We start from the raw sequence: 14,962 nt of genomic DNA, 5'->3' as shown, positions 1-14,962 counted from the left end.
GATGTTGTGGTGATGGGACATAATGTATTCCAGAAACAGGAAGCAGATATGGGACATATCAGTAACCAGAATTTTGTGCAGATACCAATGCTGATATTTGCAGATATGCTCCGCTATAAGCTTGCTGAATACGGGATAAGATTTGCCCTGACCGAGGAGAGCTATACTTCGAAGGCTGATTTTCTTGCCATGGATCTTATCCCCATGTATGAAATAGGGAATAATAAAGAATACTCTTTTTCAGGAAGAAGGATAAAAAGAGGACTCTACAGGCACTACGATGGAACACTCACAAATGCAGACATAAACGGGGCTGCAAATATATTGAGAAAAGTATTCCCAAAGGTAACACAATGGGATAGGGGCATAGTGGACATGCCCTGTTCTTTAGGATGCCACAGGCAGACTGAAGGTTCATGCCGCACAGCGGCATAACAGAAACCCTTTCCGACGCAGAGTCGGTGGAGGTAGTTCATACTTGAGGTGCAGGGAAAGGTGAATTTATGAGCAAAAAAGAAAAACCTTTAGGAATGAGAATTGGTGAGAATGTTTTCTGCATCGGATACCTTGTTTTTGCACTTGTTGCCGGTTGCACATTTATTCTCAGGGCACAGGCTACAGGAGATATATTTTATAGCATCTGTGCCGGAATGACACTGCTATTGGGTTGCGGTGATGCGTTCCATCTGGTACCGAGGATCATGATCAATTTTAAATGGGCTACAACAATAGAATCAGAACAGCGAAAAAGAGATTTCTGGCTGGGACTGGGGAATCTGGTATCTTCTGTGACGATGACGGTGTTTTATCTGTTCTTTTTTGCTTCGTTATTTGTAAAACACGGTAATGGTGATATCAGTTCAGTTTCCGGAAACAGGATGATCTTATTGATGGTGCTCATAGTGCTGGCGGTAATTAGAATTGCCCTTTGTGCTTTTCCGCAGAACCGCTGGTTTTCGAAAGAAAAGGATACTAACTGGGGATTGTACAGAAATATTCCGTTCGTTGTCATGGGAGTGATAACGGTTGGATATCTTATCATACTATTTCAGGAATGGTTACTGGCCGTTCTTGTGACTGTAAGCTTTGTATGCTACATGGTTGTTGTGCTTGGTGCAAACAGGAAACCGATGCTCGGAATGATGATGATCCCCAAAACAATATGTTATTTATGGATGATTTCGTTGTTTTTATGAAAAAACAGGCAAAAGATTTTTAACATGTGAATACGAAAAGTAAGAATGAAGTAGAGGAAGGGTAGCATGAACATACAGATATTTGGCACCAAAAAGTGCAATGATACAAAGAAGGCGGAGCGATTTTTTAAGGAACGCGGCATAAAATATCAGTTCGTTGACCTGAAGGAAAAGGGCATGAGTAAGGGAGAACTGACCGCTGTTGCAAGTGCTAATGGCGGCATAATGAATATGATTAACCCTGATGCCAAGGATAAAGATGCAGTTGCGCTAATACAGTACATTGCTGATGAAGACAAGGTTGAAAAGCTTTTGGAAAATCAGCAGATAATCAAGACCCCGGTCGTTAGAAATGGAAAACAGTCCACTCTGGGATATCAACCTGAAGTTTGGAAGAAGTGGGAGTAACAGATAACCGGGGAAATGCAGATTGTGAAAACAGCAATGGGATTTTAACATAATGGGAGGAAGCAGAAATTGATAGAAACAAAAAGACTTAGATTAATACCATTTAGTATGGATCATTTGGAGGCGTATTTTACCGGCTTTGACAGCGATATTACCAAGTATCAGTATCCGGAGCCCTTTGATTCAATTGAGGATGCAAAAGAATTTTTGCAGGGCTTTATTGACGAGATGAATAACAAAGAGATGCTGTGCATGTCAATTCTCGACATGGATGAGAATTATGTTGGAAGCGTTGAGGTACATGGTTTAAACGAAGAGGTTCCGGAAATTGGGATTTGGATCACCAAAGATCAGCAGAGAAAAGGATATGCTTACGAAGCGCTGAGCGCTGTACTGGATTACACCTGCAAGGAATACAAGAAGAACAGATTTTTCTATGAAGCAGATGTGAGAAATACAGGCAGTCAGGAACTTCTTAGGAAGTTCAAGCACGAGGACAAAGGAATAGACAAGTTCACAACCGAATCCGGAAAATATCTGGAACTGATGGGATCGATAGTAGAGATTTAAGTGCGTCTTGAATAAGCAAAGGGGGTAAATATGATCACTTATAAAAAACTCACAGATGCTGAACTGGATACTTTTATCGAAATGAGGATTACTCAGCTTACTGAGGAATACACAGTTTCCGGGAGAACTGTGCCGGAGGGTGTGGATTTAAAATCAGCGTTGGAAGACTTTTATCACAGGCATATGGCAGATGGAACCTTTGTTTCATGGCTTGCCATGGACGGAGATAAGATCATTGGAACAAGTGGTATGTCTTTTGTTGAGAAACCGCCATATTTTACCTGCCCATCAGGGAAACTTGGGCTATTGTCCAGCATGTATACCGATCCTGATTATCGAAGGAAAGGCATAGCAAAAGAACTGCTTAACAGAGTTGTTGAAGAAGCAAGAGCCTACGGTTGCGGGGCAGTTCATATCACGGCTTCAGATATGGGAGTGAAGTTATATACAGCTTTTGGATTTAAACATAACGGAAACTTCATGATGTACAACTTATGATAACGAAAGGAACAGAAATGGACTTTAAGCTAAAGAACTATGTCAAAGCAGGCCAGAAGTTCCCAATGTTTGGAGGATAAATATGGTTGAGTTATTATCGCATTCTTCTTCACTTCTGCTTCTTGGCGATATAGTGACTATATTTCTATATCATATGATGCAAAACTCTTTTTACAGAAAAAGAGCTTTCTTTGAGCGGAAAAAGATCCTGGTTTTTCTCATTTATTCTATTTGCTGCATTTTGTTCTATTATGCAAATCTACAGGGAATTGCACTGCTTAATATGAGCGCATCTATTATTTTGTATCTTGTCCCGCTGTATATTTGCCACAAAGTAAACAATTATAGGGGAATCATTTACTTTTTGTTTTATCTTGCAATTCAGGGGTCGATTGAAATTGTTTCAAGTATTATATTTGACGGAATGACCGGTGCTGATACTAATAACATGAGCTATGAGTGGATGAATCCCGTCTCAAGCGGTGTTATGTTTCTGATATACCTTATACTTGCATGGATTATCTGCATTATAGGCAATAAAGACAGCAATCGAAAATTAGATAAAGCTGCATTTCCATATGTTGGGCTGCCGATATTTACAATTATGTTTTTTATGATTGATGGAAACCGCTTTTTAAAAAACAGTGAAGAATTCAATTTGTATCAGTATACAGAAATGATTGTTATTCTGGTCTTTGTAAATATTCTTGTTTTTGCATTTCTTGAAAAACATACCGAACTGATGAAGCAGGAATTTGAAGCGAGACAGAACGAATACAAACTGCAATCAGAAGCAGACATTATGGCAATTGCAACTAAAACCATGAAAGAACGTCTTGCAGCATCAGAGGACATAATGCAGCAGGATAGAGCAATGAGGCATGACAGAAGGCATTTTGAAGCTTTGCTCCTATCCCTTCTTCAGGATGGAAAAACAGAAGAAGCCCTGGAGTGCCTAAGCGACCGACTGAAACAGGAGCCCCATTCGATAAAAAGATACTGTGAAAACACCACAATTAATGCAGCTATTACGCATTATGTTTCAATGGCAGAAAAGAATAACATTAAAGTTGAGGTCTCCACTACAATACCTTCAAATTTGGCTGTGGATGAGATGCAACTTGCAATCACCGTTAGTAATCTTTTGGAAAACGCTATACATGCATGTATGGAAGTTCCTGAAAAGGAGAGATTCATATCCGTTACCGCCAAATATAAAAGCCAGTTATTACTTGAAGTGTCTAATTCCTGCAAAGACAAGGTCAAGCTTGACGAGGAAGGTCATCCATATAGTAATGAGGAAAATCATGGAATTGGAACCAGAAGTGTTCTGGCTTTTGTAACTCAGACAAACAGTGAAATAAGATATATTGCAGAGAACAATGTTTTTACAGTCAGGATGATAGTCTGAGAAATAAAAAGATTTGTTTATAGCGCAGTTTCTGATAGACTGTAAATTAAAAAAAGAAAAAAGGGTTGTTGGTTAAATGGAGAGAAGAATCTACAAGCCTTCCTATGTCGTGGGAAGGCTTCTTACTTTTGTGCGCACCGAAAGTAAGACTCAATTTGTGCGTATGATCTTTGCGGCGCTGTTTATAGCGATTCAGCCGTTTCTTGGCGTCGTACTTCCCAAACTTGCTATCGGAACATTGGAGCGTTATGGAAAAGACGCTGCGCTTCCTCTGGCGAAAGTGATGGTGATTTATTTTGCTATCGCCGGTTTTATTGCATTCATGAGCGCGTTTTTAAGACAGGTGACAGATTCTGAAAATATGCGCCTTCGCATGCACTATCTGGCACTGCTTTCTCAGAAGATCCAGAACATGGATTACAAATATGTAGAGGATGCCAGCTTCTGGGAAAAGAATACAAGAGCTATGGATGCCGGTTCTTCCAATGGAAACGGCATAGAACTTATGCTGAATCTCATCTACAAGGCACCGGCTTATCTTTTGACCTTGATTGCTATGGCAGTGGTGGCTTTCACGCTGAGCCCGGTAGTTCTTGTCGTTACTGTTTTGCACTGCGTCACACTTATGTGGGTGTCCGTAAAAACTCATGACTACGAGTACTCACTGAAGGAAGAAAGAAGTAAGGCACAGCGCAGGATATCTTATTTTAACAAGACGACACACGACTTTTCTTTTGGAAAAGATATCCGCATCTTTAACTTCAGAGAGCGAATCATTGCAAATTATAAAAAGGAAATCGAGGCATTTACCGCTGTTATTAAGATGGTGGAGAATCGCCGTTTTGCCCTTGGTTTTCTGGGACTTTTCACCCTCGTATTTACCAACGTTGCCATGTACGGCATCCTGATCTATAAAGCGTACCAGGGAATGCCTGTCAGCGATTACACCATGTATGTAGCCCTGATCATGGGCATGATTGAGTACATGCTGCTCTTTGGTGACACAGTAACCAAGATCAGAAACGAAGGCGAATACGTGGATGATTTCTATCGTCTCATGGATGAAAACATTCTGACTGAGGGAAGCAAGGAACCTGAAAAAACAGACTCTGTTGAAATCGTATTTGACCATGTAACTTTCCGCTATCCCGGTACAGACGTGGACATCTATAAAGACTTTTCATTCACCATCAAAAAGGGCGAGCGCCTTGCTATCGTTGGTGTTAACGGCGCAGGAAAATCCACACTGGTAAAACTGATCTGCGGTTTATATGAACCCAACGAAGGTCATATTTACGTCAACGGAATCGACATCAGAGACTGGAAAAAGAAGAACCTTTACGACTTGTATTCAACGGTTTTCCAGGACTTCAATATTCTCGCATTTACTCTTCGTGAAAATGTTACATGCGGCAGCAGTAATCCTGACGATGCAAGAGTCACAGAAGCACTGGAGAGAGTTGGCCTTGGCAAAAAGTTAAAGAGCCTCTCCAAAGGTCTCGACCAGATGATGCTGAAAGTTATAGACGAAGATGGTACAGATTTTTCAGGTGGCGAACGCCAGAAGCTGGCCATCGCACGTGCACTCTATAAAGATGCACCCATGGTAATCATGGACGAGCCCACAGCGGCGCTGGATGCCCTGGCAGAAGCTGAGATCTATGAAAACTTCAGCGAACTTGTAGAAGGAAAAACCGCCATATATATTTCCCATCGTCTTGCCAGCACAATTTTCTGCGACAAGATAGCCCTATTTGATAAAGAAGGCGTGAAGGAATACGGAACCCACGAGGAGCTTATGGCGAAAAAGGGAATGTACTACGACATGTTTGTGGTACAGGGCAAATACTATCAGGAGGAGGCTATGGAAGCATGAAAAAGTTAATGCATTTTATGAAGCTTGCATGGAGCATTTCTCCCATGTATATCATCGCGCTTGTGGTAAAAGCTCTCCTTGGCGGCGCAAATATGCTGCTTAACGTGATTCTGCCCAAACTCCTGATTGACGAGATCATGGGCGATAAGCAGGTCAATATGCTTATCCTTTTTGGAACGCTTATTGTTTTAAATAATGTTTTGATGAAGCTTTTTGAGAACCTTTTGAATCGTTATTTAAATGTTCGCAGCGAGTTTGTAAATAAGACCATGCAGGAAAAGATGGGCGAAAAGATCATGAAAATAGAATATTCATATCTGGAAGACCCGTACTATCTGGACCTGAAAGAGAGAGCTGTTTTTGCTATCTCCAATCAGGACGCTATCTCCAGACTGATTAGCTATGTATCACAGACCTTAACATCCATAGTGACACTTGTTGGTCTTTTGGCAGTTCTCCTGACTCTTGGCCCTGTGCTGATCATACTCATGGCCGTGGCAGCAGGACTTTCCATGATGGCGTATGCGCTGTCCATGAAGAAGGTTACAGGCCTTATGCAGCAGCTCATTCCCATCAACAGAAGATACAATTATTACTTCGGCCTCGGAATGGAAGAAAAAGCTCAGAAGGAAATCCGTCTCTATGACTTAGAACCCATGATTACTGAAACAGTGCTCAATGAAAATAAGAGTGTCTGTGACCTCTATGGAAAAGCCATGAGGGGACTTGCGGTTTCCACCGGACTTATGCAGGTAATCACAATCGGTGCCACAGCACTTACATATTTTTACGTGGGCGTCAGAACTCTTTCCGACCGTTTTGGAAAGATGCTCTCCATCGGTTCACTGACCATGTATGTTTCCTCAGCAATCAGCTTCAGCCGTGCTATGCAGTCATGCGGAGAGCAGGTGGTTATGCTGATTCAGACACTTTCCTACTTAAGTCCTTATCTTGAGTTTATGGAAATCGAGGAAGAAGTACTTGAAACCGGAAAAGTAAAATTCGAAGGACCCATTAACACCCTTGAGTTTCGTGATGTGACATTCACCTATCCCAAGGCTGAAAAGCCTACTTTGAAAAACGTTTCATTTACCGTAAACCGCGGAGAAAAGATCTCCATCGTGGGATTAAACGGTGCGGGCAAATCCACACTGGTTAAGCTGATCTGTCGCATGTATAAGCTCGATAGCGGCGAGATCCTTGTAAACGGAAAAAATATTTATGAGTACGATTACAGAACCTATATGAACAGTATTTCTGCGGTGTTCCAGGACTACAAGCTTTTCAACTTTACCATTGCTGAAAACGTATCCTGCAAGGAATCCAATACTGAGATAGAAAAAGCCAAGGTGCTTCGTCTCATGGAAGAAGTGGGCATGAAGGAAAAAGTGGACGAACTGAAAAACGGCATCGAGTCCCGCTTCGGTAAGGAATATGATGAAGATGGTATTGAGATGTCAGGCGGACAGGGACAAAAGATAGCGATTGCAAGAGCCCTGTATAAACCTTCTGAAATGGTAATTCTCGATGAGCCTGCCAGCGCCCTTGATCCCATTGCGGAAGCTGAGATTTATGAGAAATTCAACTCCCTTGTAGAGGACAAAACCGCCATCTACATCTCTCACCGCATGTCTTCTTCAAAGTTCTGTGACAAGATTTTGATCATCGACGGCGGAACCGTGACAGATTACGATACACACAATAATCTGATGCAAAAAACAGACAGCCTCTACTACCAGCTTTTCATGGCTCAGGCAGAAAACTATAAGCTGGCATAACGATTTGGCAAGAATAGGACAGCATAGGAGAAAAAACATTGGATAACATAGAGTGGCTAATTTTTGATGTGGGCTCAACTTTGGTAAGTGAAGAGAAGCCATTTTTACATAGGTTGCATGAAATTGCAGAAGCGGTTAATGAGCCATTTGAAGTCATACAGGATAAGGTGCTTTTGCTTTACAAGGAAAAGAAAAAGGGTGAGCGCCTGCTGATTCAGGAATATGGCATAGAAAGGCCACGCTGGCGAAGTGAAGACGAGGAATTATTTCCTGAGTCCTATGAATGCCTTGAGCGACTGAGCAAGAAATATAAGATTGGAGTTATTGCCAATCAGCTGCCGGGAACCGCAGACAGATTAGAAAAGCATGGCGTTTTGAAGTTCATCGATCTTGTTATAGCTTCCGCAGAAGAAGGATTGGAAAAGCCTGACAGGCGGATATTTGAACTCGCTTTATCAAGGGCAAATTGCAAGCCTGAGAATGCCGTCATGATCGGAGATAGAGTTGATAATGACATAATTCCTGCAAAGAAGATGGGCATGAAAACTGTTCGTGTGAAGCAGGGAATGTGGAAATACTGGGAAGTCAGCAATGAGGATGAGCAGGCTGATTATGAAGTGGATGACTTAAGTGAAGTCCTCGAGCTGTTTGATAAGAAAATGTGACATGAGAGGATAGATCACTTTCAGGCGTTTTGATCTAGTCATACGAGGAATACGAAAATGTTTTTTATTATGGGAATTACAGATGGCAGAAAGGATTTTGATTTCAATCAGCTGATTACCTGTGCTATCTGCGGAAGATATGGACGCTTCAATGTGTTCATGACATATACGGTATTGTCGCTTTTTTTCATACCGACACTAAAGTGGAACAAACATTACTATGTGCAGACCAGCTGTTGTGGAACTGTTTACGAGCTTGACCCGGAGATTGGGAAAATGATAGCAAGAGGCGAATCGGTGGAGATTTTGCCGAGTCATCTCACCCAGGTGAGTGGCGGAAGAGGATTCGTGGCAGGTTACAAGAGATGCAGACAGTGCGGATACGAGACAGCGGAGGACTTTGATTTTTGCCCTAAGTGCGGAACAAGATTTTGATGATTGTTAGGGGATGAGCTATCCAATGGCGCAGATATGGTCGTAAGCAGAGGCTTGTGCCGTGAGCGAATGCCATATCCAAGATTTTTCAATCATCCGGAGGTAGTGATAATAGATGTGGAATAACACTAGTGTAAATAAAACTGCCTAACATTTATTGTTGGGATCGATTGGGGATTTTTGTAAATAAGGGGAGCAGGCGGTATGATAAAAGCAGTCATCTTTGATATGTTTGAGACACTTGTCACTTTGTTTGAAGGAAAAACTTACTTCGGCGAGAACATCGCAGCGGATGTTGGAGTTGATCCAGATCTTTTCAGAAAAGAGTGGCATGCGATTGAGAAGGAAAGAAGCATCGGTGTCTACACTATTGAGCAGGGCCTGGAGGTTGTCTTCAAAAAGCTTGGAGTATATTCTGAAGAAAATGTAAGCTTAGCTGTAAACAAGAGAAGAGAGAATCTTGAGGATACATTCAACGGGGTTCCCGATGATTCGATCAGACTTTTACAGGAGCTTAAGAAAAGAGGAATAAAGGTAGGGTTTATAACCAATACTTTTTCCGATGAGAGAGATTTCATTAGAGACAGTACTCTGTTTCAGTATTTTGACGTGGCACTTATCTCATACGAGCAGGGAATTTGTAAGCCTGACCCTGAGCTATTCCAGAAGATGACAAAACTCCTTGATGTGGAAGCAGATGAGTGTCTCTATGTGGGAGATGGCGGATCAAAAGAATTATTTGCCGCAAGGGACGCAGGGATGCATCCCGTTCAATGCACATGGTTTCACGACAGAGCTTTTGAACCCCACATTCCATGTCCCATACTCGATGAGTTTGATCATGCAAATCATCAGCTTGAAGTTTTGGATTATTGCTGAGCGCTTGAATTCAACTTTACTGAGCAGATGAGGACTGCCACGCCTCTATTTGGGAGAAAATTGAAAATTCCTCTGCTCAAGAAGAGAGATAAAAGAGGCTTGAAGAGACTTCACGCCTCTATTTGGGAGGAAAAGTGAAATTCCTCTGCTTAGGAAGAGAGATTGAAGAGGGTTGAAGAGGTTTCACGCCTCTATTTTAGAGAAAAAAGAAAATTCCTCTGCTTAGGAAGGGAGATTGAAGAGGGTTGAAGAGGTTTCACGCCTCTATTTTAGAGAAAAAAGAAAATTCCTCTGCTCAGGAAGGTAGATTGAAGAGGCTTGAAGAGATTCCACGCCTCTATTTTAGAGAAAAAAGAAAATTCCTCTGCTTAGGAAGGGAGATTGAAGAGGGTTGAAGAGGTTTCACGCCTCTATTTTAGAGAAAAAAGAAAATTCCTCTGCTCAAGAATGGAGATTGAAGCGGAAGCGAGAGACTTCACGCCTCTATTTTAGGGGAAAAGAGAAATTCCTCTGCGCGAGAAGATCAATCGGAGCGAAGACAAATGATAATGAAGTGTTATATTACAAAGTGCAAAGTCTAAATTACAAAGTGTATTATGTTAGGCTGCCATTATTTGAAGAGGATTATAAAATGAAATCATTCGATGAATTAAAAGAAGTTGTTAGGAAACTGCGGGCTCCGGATGGTTGCCCTTGGGATAAGGAACAGACCCATTCAAGTCTGAAGCCCGGATGCATTGAGGAGGCAGCAGAGGTTCTTTGCGGAATCAATGTCTACGAGAGGACAGGGAATCCTGAAAATCTGAAGGAAGAGCTTGGGGATTTGTTGCTTCAGGTTGTCATGCAGGCTCAGATTGCTGAGGAAGAAGGCATATTCACTATGGATGATGTGGCCAAAGGTATCACGGAAAAACTGATCCGCAGACATCCCCATGTCTTTGGCGATGTAGAGGTTGCTGATTCCAAGGAAGTTCTGAAGAATTGGGATGAAATCAAAGCTAAGGAAAAAGAGGGTAAGGAAGATCCTAATCTTTATCTACCGGAAGCTTTTGATGAGGCAGAAAATCTCATCAATGCAGCACGGAAGAGGAAAGGTTTCTCATAATCACCTGAATTTGAAAGGACCAAAAGCGATTGATAAGAACGATATTGGGGAAGGTTCTTATCATGAAAACAAAGTAGCAGCAGGAGGGTATTACGTATGGAAAAAGAATTATACTTAAAGCAATTGAAACCTTATCTTTACCTTATGGATGAGGCTCATGAAGCGACCGGGTACATAGTTGTTGGCGATGAAAAGGTATGTGTCATCGACACGATGAATGGCTACAACGACCTTCACAAAGTTGTCAGGGAGATTACAGATAAGCCCATTGTGGTTGTTAACACCCACGGTCATCCCGATCACATTTTTGGAAATGTCTATTTTGATGAAGCCTTCATGAATCCCAAGGATAATGAACTTGCGGATTCATTCATAAAGAGTCCTGAGTTTGTAGCGGAGTGCGAGAAAAATGGACTGACAATGCCAGAATTCAAGCCCATTAAAGGCGGCGATGTCATTGATCTTGGAGGGAAAACACTGGAAGTTTACGACCTTCCGGGGCATACCCCCGGCGGAATCCTCCTTCTTTTAAAAGAGGACAGAATACTCTTCACAGGGGATTCCATAAATCATCATCTGTGGATGCAGCTTGACGGCTGCCTTAAGATGGAGGACTTTGTTAAGGAACTGGATAAGGTCATGTTTCTTGAAGAGAAGGCTGATACCATTCTTCATGGCCATGCGACGGATTTTGATGACATCTCCCTTATGCGGTGCATGCGAAACGGCGCAGTAGAGATCAGCGAAGGAAAAACAGAAAATGATCTTCCTTATAAATGGTTTGGAGGAGAAGCCAAGCAGCATCCTTTCAAGCTTGAAGAAGGAAAGCACTATCAGCAGCTAGAGAGTGTAATTTGTTATAGATGATAGGAAAAATATATCGTAAAGAAAGGAGCAGACAACAATGACAATAAGTGAGAGAGCTGAAAAAGCAGTAGAAATGAAAAATTCGGGCAAGTACAACTGTGCCCAGTCTGTAACTGCAGCACTGGCTGATCTGACAAAACTTTCAGAGGAAGATTTAAAGCAGCTTTCTGCAGGATTCTGTGCCGGAATGGGTAATCTTGAAGCAACCTGCGGTGCCCTCATCGGAGCAGGAATGATTGCGGGATTAGCAACAGAAGGTAAAGGCACACTTGGAGTAACCAAGCAGATCCAGGAAGAGTTTGGCAGAAGATGTGGCTCCATCAAATGCAAGGAACTGAAGGCGATTACTGACGGCAAGCCACTTTGCCCTTGCGAAGAATGCGTAAGAAATGCAGTCCTGATCTATGGCGAAGTCATGCAGGCATAACAGACCATTACCGGCAAAATGATAAATATACTAGCGAGAAATATAGAGGTTAACAGCCTCTATATTTTTTTGCAAGGGATTTGCAAAAAAAGTGTTGACTCTAACGTTACGTTATAGTTTATGGTATAGATACACGTGAAGGAGACGAAAACTATGATGACAGTAAATGAAGTAAGTAAGTTAACAGGAGTGAGTATACGCACTCTTCAGTATTATGACCAGATCGGACTTTTAAAGCCCACCAGGCTTACCGAGGCTAACTACAGGCTGTATGACGATGCGGCGCTGGAGAAGCTTCAGCAGATTTTACTGTTCAGAGAGCTTGAGTTTCCGCTAAAAGACATAAAAGAAATAGTTAACAGATCTGATTTTGACAAGACGAAAGCAGTGGAGCAGCAGATAGAACTTCTTGAGTTAAAAAAGGAGCACATCGAGAATCTGCTGAACATGTGCAAATATCTAAAAGTGAGAGGAGTGAGGAAATTGAATTTTACAGCATTTGATACAAGTAAGCTTGATGAATACGCGAAAAAAGCGAAGGAACAGTGGGGAAATACCCCTGCATACAAGGAATATGCAGAGAAAACAAAGAACTGGACAAAAGAATACGAAAGCGGCCTTATGGCTGACTTCACGAAGCTTTTTGAGGAGTTCGGAACCATGAAAGAGATGGATCCTGCTTCAGAAAAAGTTCAGGCTCAGGTAAAACGAGTACAGCATTTCATCACAGAGAACCTTTATACATGCACAAACGATATTCTCTATGGTCTCGGCACAGGCTATGTAGGCGGCGGAGAGATGACAGAGAATATCGAGAAAATGGGCGGTGAAGGTACCGCTGAGTTCATTTTTAAGGCTATAAAGATATACTGCGGAAAGTGATGTATTTGCTTTTGCTTCTACAGTTTATTTTTCTTTAAACATTTCACAAAATGGACTTATTCTCATGCTATCATATCGACTTGTGTGAAAAATAAACGAGAATATGGAGAGTATGAGTATGAAGAGAAAAATAGCGACATTACTACTTATGTCAATGATTTGCGTTGGAGGAACAGCTTGTGGAAGTAATGCAGAGAGCACTGCTGACACATCTTCTGAAGTAACATCAGTTGAAGAAGATGTAGTTGCTGCCGATGTTACAGAAGAGACACCAGTTGAAGAGAATGTTGAAGAGACGGAGACTGAAGAGACAACAGCTGACAGTACTGATGCTACAGAAGAGGTCAGTGATGAAGAAGGCAAGTATGTTGTATTCACCGATGCCAGCAACGAAGAAGTAGAAGCTTTTGCCAAGAAAGTAGTGGATGCAGTTCTTGCAAAGGACTGGGAAGCCGTTGGAGATATGATCCAGTATCCGATAGGTACAGAGGAAGCAAACAATCTGTGTAACAACAAAGAAGAGTTTGTTGCATACGCTAACAGCACAGGTTTTAGTGAGGAAAACTTGACCTCGCTTGCTGCATGGGATAGCGCTGATCTGTGGGCGAACTGGCAGGGAGCATGCATCGATGACGGAAACATCTGGTTTAGAGATATAGATATCGAAAAAAAGGACTTTAAGATTGTTTCACTGTTCGATTTACGCGAAGCCGGCGGCGAAATAACAGAATAATAGTATTGCAATGCTTTGACAGGTCATCATTGATGGCCTGTTTTTCTTTAATATGACCTTAATACGCAAAGAAGTAGAAATATGGATATGTTTTTTGCTCTACTTGATATATAACAAACTCATCCTTTTGTTTACAATATGGCTATAAACAAAAACAGTTGTTGGTACGAATTGAAAAGGATGGTGATGGTTATGTTACTGACAATGTTATTTATGATTTGTATGTTTGGTTTTATTGGAAAGCTCATAGGATTTGCTTTCAGGTTCTCATGGAGCATGATCAAGGTTGCATTTTTCCTTGTATTCCTGCCCTTCACCTTGATAGCAATGGTATTTGGAGGACTGCTTTATGTAGCATTCCCGGTACTCTTAGTTGCAATGATTGTTGGTCTTTTGGTCAAGGAGGCTTAAGTAGGCAATAGTATCACTTTGCCATATGGGTTTTTGATAGGAGAAAGGTTATGAGAGAAAGAAGATTACGAAAAAGTGCAGATCAGAAGGTTTGTGGTGTATGTGGAGGCTTGGGTGAGTATTTTGGAATTGATCCCACAATCATAAGAGTCATCTATTTGATCCTCTTATTTACAACCGGAATCGGAATCCTTCCGTACATCTTCCTTGCAATAATAATGGAAGATGCACCTGCAAGTGCGAAGAACACCGGATTCTATAAAAAAGAAAACAGTTACTCGGCAAAGTATTATGAATCAAGTGAACCCGTTGGCTTCAAGCCTTTTACAGATAATTCAGAGGTCAAAGGCTTCAGCATCTAAAAAAGAAATGGGGGAATAAGGATGAGCAAAGGACTTAAATTACTTCTTGCGATTCTCTTGGGAGCATACATATTGTCACCGGTAGATCTCGTATCTGCCTGCCCTGTAGATGACATCATAATACTTCTTATCGCGGTGGCATCCAGTAGAAAACTTGGGCAGAGACAAACAGTAGAAGCGATAGAAGATAAAGGGGATTATACATCATGAAAATAACATCAAGATCAAGACTTGTTTTGGCAATAGTTTTTGCAGTGAGCGGATTTATGTGCCTCATAGGCGGAAAAGCTCTTATGTCTGCTGTATGGTTTACTTGCACAGCAATACATTTCTTTGATGCTTACAGACTTCACTGCCAGGAAAAAGAACAAATATAATCAGTTCGAAAGGACATAGAAGAGGTCGCCTGTGAGGTGACCTCTTTTTTAATGAATTCTCCTATACTCATCTCATAACAGG

General features: G+C 41.6%; 21 protein-coding genes. All 21 read left to right on the top strand.

Annotated elements, in window-relative coordinates:
• Nucleotides 1-435: zinc ribbon domain-containing protein (locus tag G610_RS21070; protein WP_330368150.1), on the top strand; the 435-nt coding region annotated here is incomplete at its 5' end.
• 68 nt (nucleotides 436-503) lie between these two features.
• A complete protein-coding gene (locus G610_RS0114285) occupies nucleotides 504-1,196 on the top strand; it encodes a hypothetical protein (RefSeq protein ID WP_026525336.1) in 693 nt (230 codons plus the stop codon).
• A gap of 66 nt (nucleotides 1,197-1,262) precedes the next feature.
• Nucleotides 1,263-1,604, top strand: a complete 342-nt coding sequence (locus G610_RS0114280; RefSeq protein ID WP_026525335.1) for an arsenate reductase family protein — start codon at nucleotides 1,263-1,265, stop codon at nucleotides 1,602-1,604.
• A 69-nt stretch (nucleotides 1,605-1,673) separates the two neighbouring features.
• Nucleotides 1,674-2,174 carry a GNAT family N-acetyltransferase gene (locus G610_RS21065; protein ID WP_051198025.1) on the top strand — a complete coding sequence of 167 codons (501 nt, stop codon included), beginning with the start codon at nucleotides 1,674-1,676 and terminating at the stop codon, nucleotides 2,172-2,174.
• Nucleotides 2,175-2,204: 30 nt separating this feature from the next.
• On the top strand, nucleotides 2,205-2,672 hold the full coding sequence (locus G610_RS0114270) for a GNAT family N-acetyltransferase (RefSeq protein ID WP_026525334.1): 468 nt from the start codon (nucleotides 2,205-2,207) through the stop codon (nucleotides 2,670-2,672).
• Between the two features lie 364 nt (nucleotides 2,673-3,036).
• Nucleotides 3,037-4,083 (top strand): sensor histidine kinase, encoded by a 1,047-nt coding sequence (locus tag G610_RS21060; protein ID WP_196809850.1) that lies wholly within the window; start codon nucleotides 3,037-3,039, stop codon nucleotides 4,081-4,083.
• A 76-nt stretch (nucleotides 4,084-4,159) separates the two neighbouring features.
• Nucleotides 4,160-5,959 (top strand): ABC transporter ATP-binding protein, encoded by a 1,800-nt coding sequence (locus tag G610_RS0114260; RefSeq protein ID WP_026525333.1) that lies wholly within the window; start codon nucleotides 4,160-4,162, stop codon nucleotides 5,957-5,959.
• Nucleotides 5,956-7,737, top strand: a complete 1,782-nt coding sequence (locus G610_RS0114255) for an ABC transporter ATP-binding protein (protein ID WP_026525332.1) — start codon at nucleotides 5,956-5,958, stop codon at nucleotides 7,735-7,737. The genes G610_RS0114260 and G610_RS0114255 overlap by 4 nt, the downstream gene beginning before the upstream one ends.
• 38 nt (nucleotides 7,738-7,775) lie before the next feature.
• Complete coding sequence (locus G610_RS0114250; RefSeq protein WP_026525331.1) at nucleotides 7,776-8,402, top strand: HAD family hydrolase; 627 nt, start codon at nucleotides 7,776-7,778, stop codon at nucleotides 8,400-8,402.
• 57 nt (nucleotides 8,403-8,459) lie between these two features.
• Nucleotides 8,460-8,837, top strand: coding sequence for a zinc ribbon domain-containing protein (locus G610_RS0114245; RefSeq protein WP_026525330.1), 378 nt, complete (start codon nucleotides 8,460-8,462; stop codon nucleotides 8,835-8,837).
• Between the two features lie 204 nt (nucleotides 8,838-9,041).
• Nucleotides 9,042-9,716 (top strand): HAD family hydrolase, encoded by a 675-nt coding sequence (locus tag G610_RS21055; protein ID WP_035797647.1) that lies wholly within the window; start codon nucleotides 9,042-9,044, stop codon nucleotides 9,714-9,716.
• Between the two features lie 245 nt (nucleotides 9,717-9,961).
• Nucleotides 9,962-10,111, top strand: a complete 150-nt coding sequence (locus G610_RS23155; protein WP_155831041.1) for a hypothetical protein — start codon at nucleotides 9,962-9,964, stop codon at nucleotides 10,109-10,111.
• Between the two features lie 236 nt (nucleotides 10,112-10,347).
• A complete protein-coding gene (locus G610_RS0114225; RefSeq protein WP_035797644.1) occupies nucleotides 10,348-10,821 on the top strand; it encodes a MazG family protein in 474 nt (157 codons plus the stop codon).
• Between the two features lie 96 nt (nucleotides 10,822-10,917).
• On the top strand, nucleotides 10,918-11,688 hold the full coding sequence (locus G610_RS0114220) for an MBL fold metallo-hydrolase (RefSeq protein WP_026525328.1): 771 nt from the start codon (nucleotides 10,918-10,920) through the stop codon (nucleotides 11,686-11,688).
• 37 nt (nucleotides 11,689-11,725) lie between these two features.
• Complete coding sequence (locus tag G610_RS0114215) at nucleotides 11,726-12,115, top strand: C-GCAxxG-C-C family protein (RefSeq protein ID WP_026525327.1); 390 nt, start codon at nucleotides 11,726-11,728, stop codon at nucleotides 12,113-12,115.
• A 153-nt stretch (nucleotides 12,116-12,268) separates the two neighbouring features.
• Nucleotides 12,269-12,997 (top strand): MerR family transcriptional regulator, encoded by a 729-nt coding sequence (locus tag G610_RS0114210; protein WP_026525326.1) that lies wholly within the window; start codon nucleotides 12,269-12,271, stop codon nucleotides 12,995-12,997.
• Between the two features lie 118 nt (nucleotides 12,998-13,115).
• Nucleotides 13,116-13,730 (top strand): hypothetical protein, encoded by a 615-nt coding sequence (locus G610_RS0114205; protein ID WP_026525325.1) that lies wholly within the window; start codon nucleotides 13,116-13,118, stop codon nucleotides 13,728-13,730.
• A 192-nt stretch (nucleotides 13,731-13,922) separates the two neighbouring features.
• Nucleotides 13,923-14,141 (top strand): hypothetical protein, encoded by a 219-nt coding sequence (locus G610_RS0114200; protein ID WP_035795892.1) that lies wholly within the window; start codon nucleotides 13,923-13,925, stop codon nucleotides 14,139-14,141.
• A 50-nt stretch (nucleotides 14,142-14,191) separates the two neighbouring features.
• Nucleotides 14,192-14,503: a PspC domain-containing protein gene (locus G610_RS22745; RefSeq protein ID WP_081667501.1), complete on the top strand. Its 312-nt coding sequence runs from the start codon at nucleotides 14,192-14,194 to the stop codon at nucleotides 14,501-14,503.
• Nucleotides 14,504-14,524: 21 nt separating this feature from the next.
• Complete coding sequence (locus G610_RS0114190) at nucleotides 14,525-14,713, top strand: hypothetical protein (protein WP_026496765.1); 189 nt, start codon at nucleotides 14,525-14,527, stop codon at nucleotides 14,711-14,713.
• Nucleotides 14,710-14,880 carry a hypothetical protein gene (locus G610_RS23150; RefSeq protein WP_155831040.1) on the top strand — a complete coding sequence of 57 codons (171 nt, stop codon included), beginning with the start codon at nucleotides 14,710-14,712 and terminating at the stop codon, nucleotides 14,878-14,880. Before G610_RS0114190 ends, G610_RS23150 begins: the two co-directional genes overlap by 4 nt.
• Nucleotides 14,881-14,962: the final 82 nt, after the last annotated feature.

Source organism: Butyrivibrio sp. MB2005 (assembly GCF_000424285.1).
Lineage (GTDB): Bacteria > Bacillota > Clostridia > Lachnospirales > Lachnospiraceae > Butyrivibrio.
Note: the sequence above shows the minus strand (reverse complement) of the source record. Positions and strands in the feature narration are given on the sequence as shown.

Coding starts and splice junctions, on each gene's coding strand:
- G610_RS0114270 (WP_026525334.1), top strand. CDS start 2,205: ATGATCACTTATAAAAAACTCACAGATGCTGAACTGGATACTTTTATC.
- G610_RS21055 (WP_035797647.1), top strand. CDS start 9,042: ATGATAAAAGCAGTCATCTTTGATATGTTTGAGACACTTGTCACTTTG.
- G610_RS22745 (WP_081667501.1), top strand. CDS start 14,192: ATGAGAGAAAGAAGATTACGAAAAAGTGCAGATCAGAAGGTTTGTGGT.
- G610_RS0114245 (WP_026525330.1), top strand. CDS start 8,460: ATGTTTTTTATTATGGGAATTACAGATGGCAGAAAGGATTTTGATTTC.
- G610_RS0114280 (WP_026525335.1), top strand. CDS start 1,263: ATGAACATACAGATATTTGGCACCAAAAAGTGCAATGATACAAAGAAG.
- G610_RS23150 (WP_155831040.1), top strand. CDS start 14,710: ATGAAAATAACATCAAGATCAAGACTTGTTTTGGCAATAGTTTTTGCA.
- G610_RS0114215 (WP_026525327.1), top strand. CDS start 11,726: ATGACAATAAGTGAGAGAGCTGAAAAAGCAGTAGAAATGAAAAATTCG.
- G610_RS0114255 (WP_026525332.1), top strand. CDS start 5,956: ATGAAAAAGTTAATGCATTTTATGAAGCTTGCATGGAGCATTTCTCCC.
- G610_RS0114205 (WP_026525325.1), top strand. CDS start 13,116: ATGAAGAGAAAAATAGCGACATTACTACTTATGTCAATGATTTGCGTT.
- G610_RS0114190 (WP_026496765.1), top strand. CDS start 14,525: ATGAGCAAAGGACTTAAATTACTTCTTGCGATTCTCTTGGGAGCATAC.
- G610_RS0114220 (WP_026525328.1), top strand. CDS start 10,918: ATGGAAAAAGAATTATACTTAAAGCAATTGAAACCTTATCTTTACCTT.
- G610_RS0114225 (WP_035797644.1), top strand. CDS start 10,348: ATGAAATCATTCGATGAATTAAAAGAAGTTGTTAGGAAACTGCGGGCT.
- G610_RS0114200 (WP_035795892.1), top strand. CDS start 13,923: ATGTTACTGACAATGTTATTTATGATTTGTATGTTTGGTTTTATTGGA.
- G610_RS0114285 (WP_026525336.1), top strand. CDS start 504: ATGAGCAAAAAAGAAAAACCTTTAGGAATGAGAATTGGTGAGAATGTT.
- G610_RS0114210 (WP_026525326.1), top strand. CDS start 12,269: ATGATGACAGTAAATGAAGTAAGTAAGTTAACAGGAGTGAGTATACGC.
- G610_RS0114260 (WP_026525333.1), top strand. CDS start 4,160: ATGGAGAGAAGAATCTACAAGCCTTCCTATGTCGTGGGAAGGCTTCTT.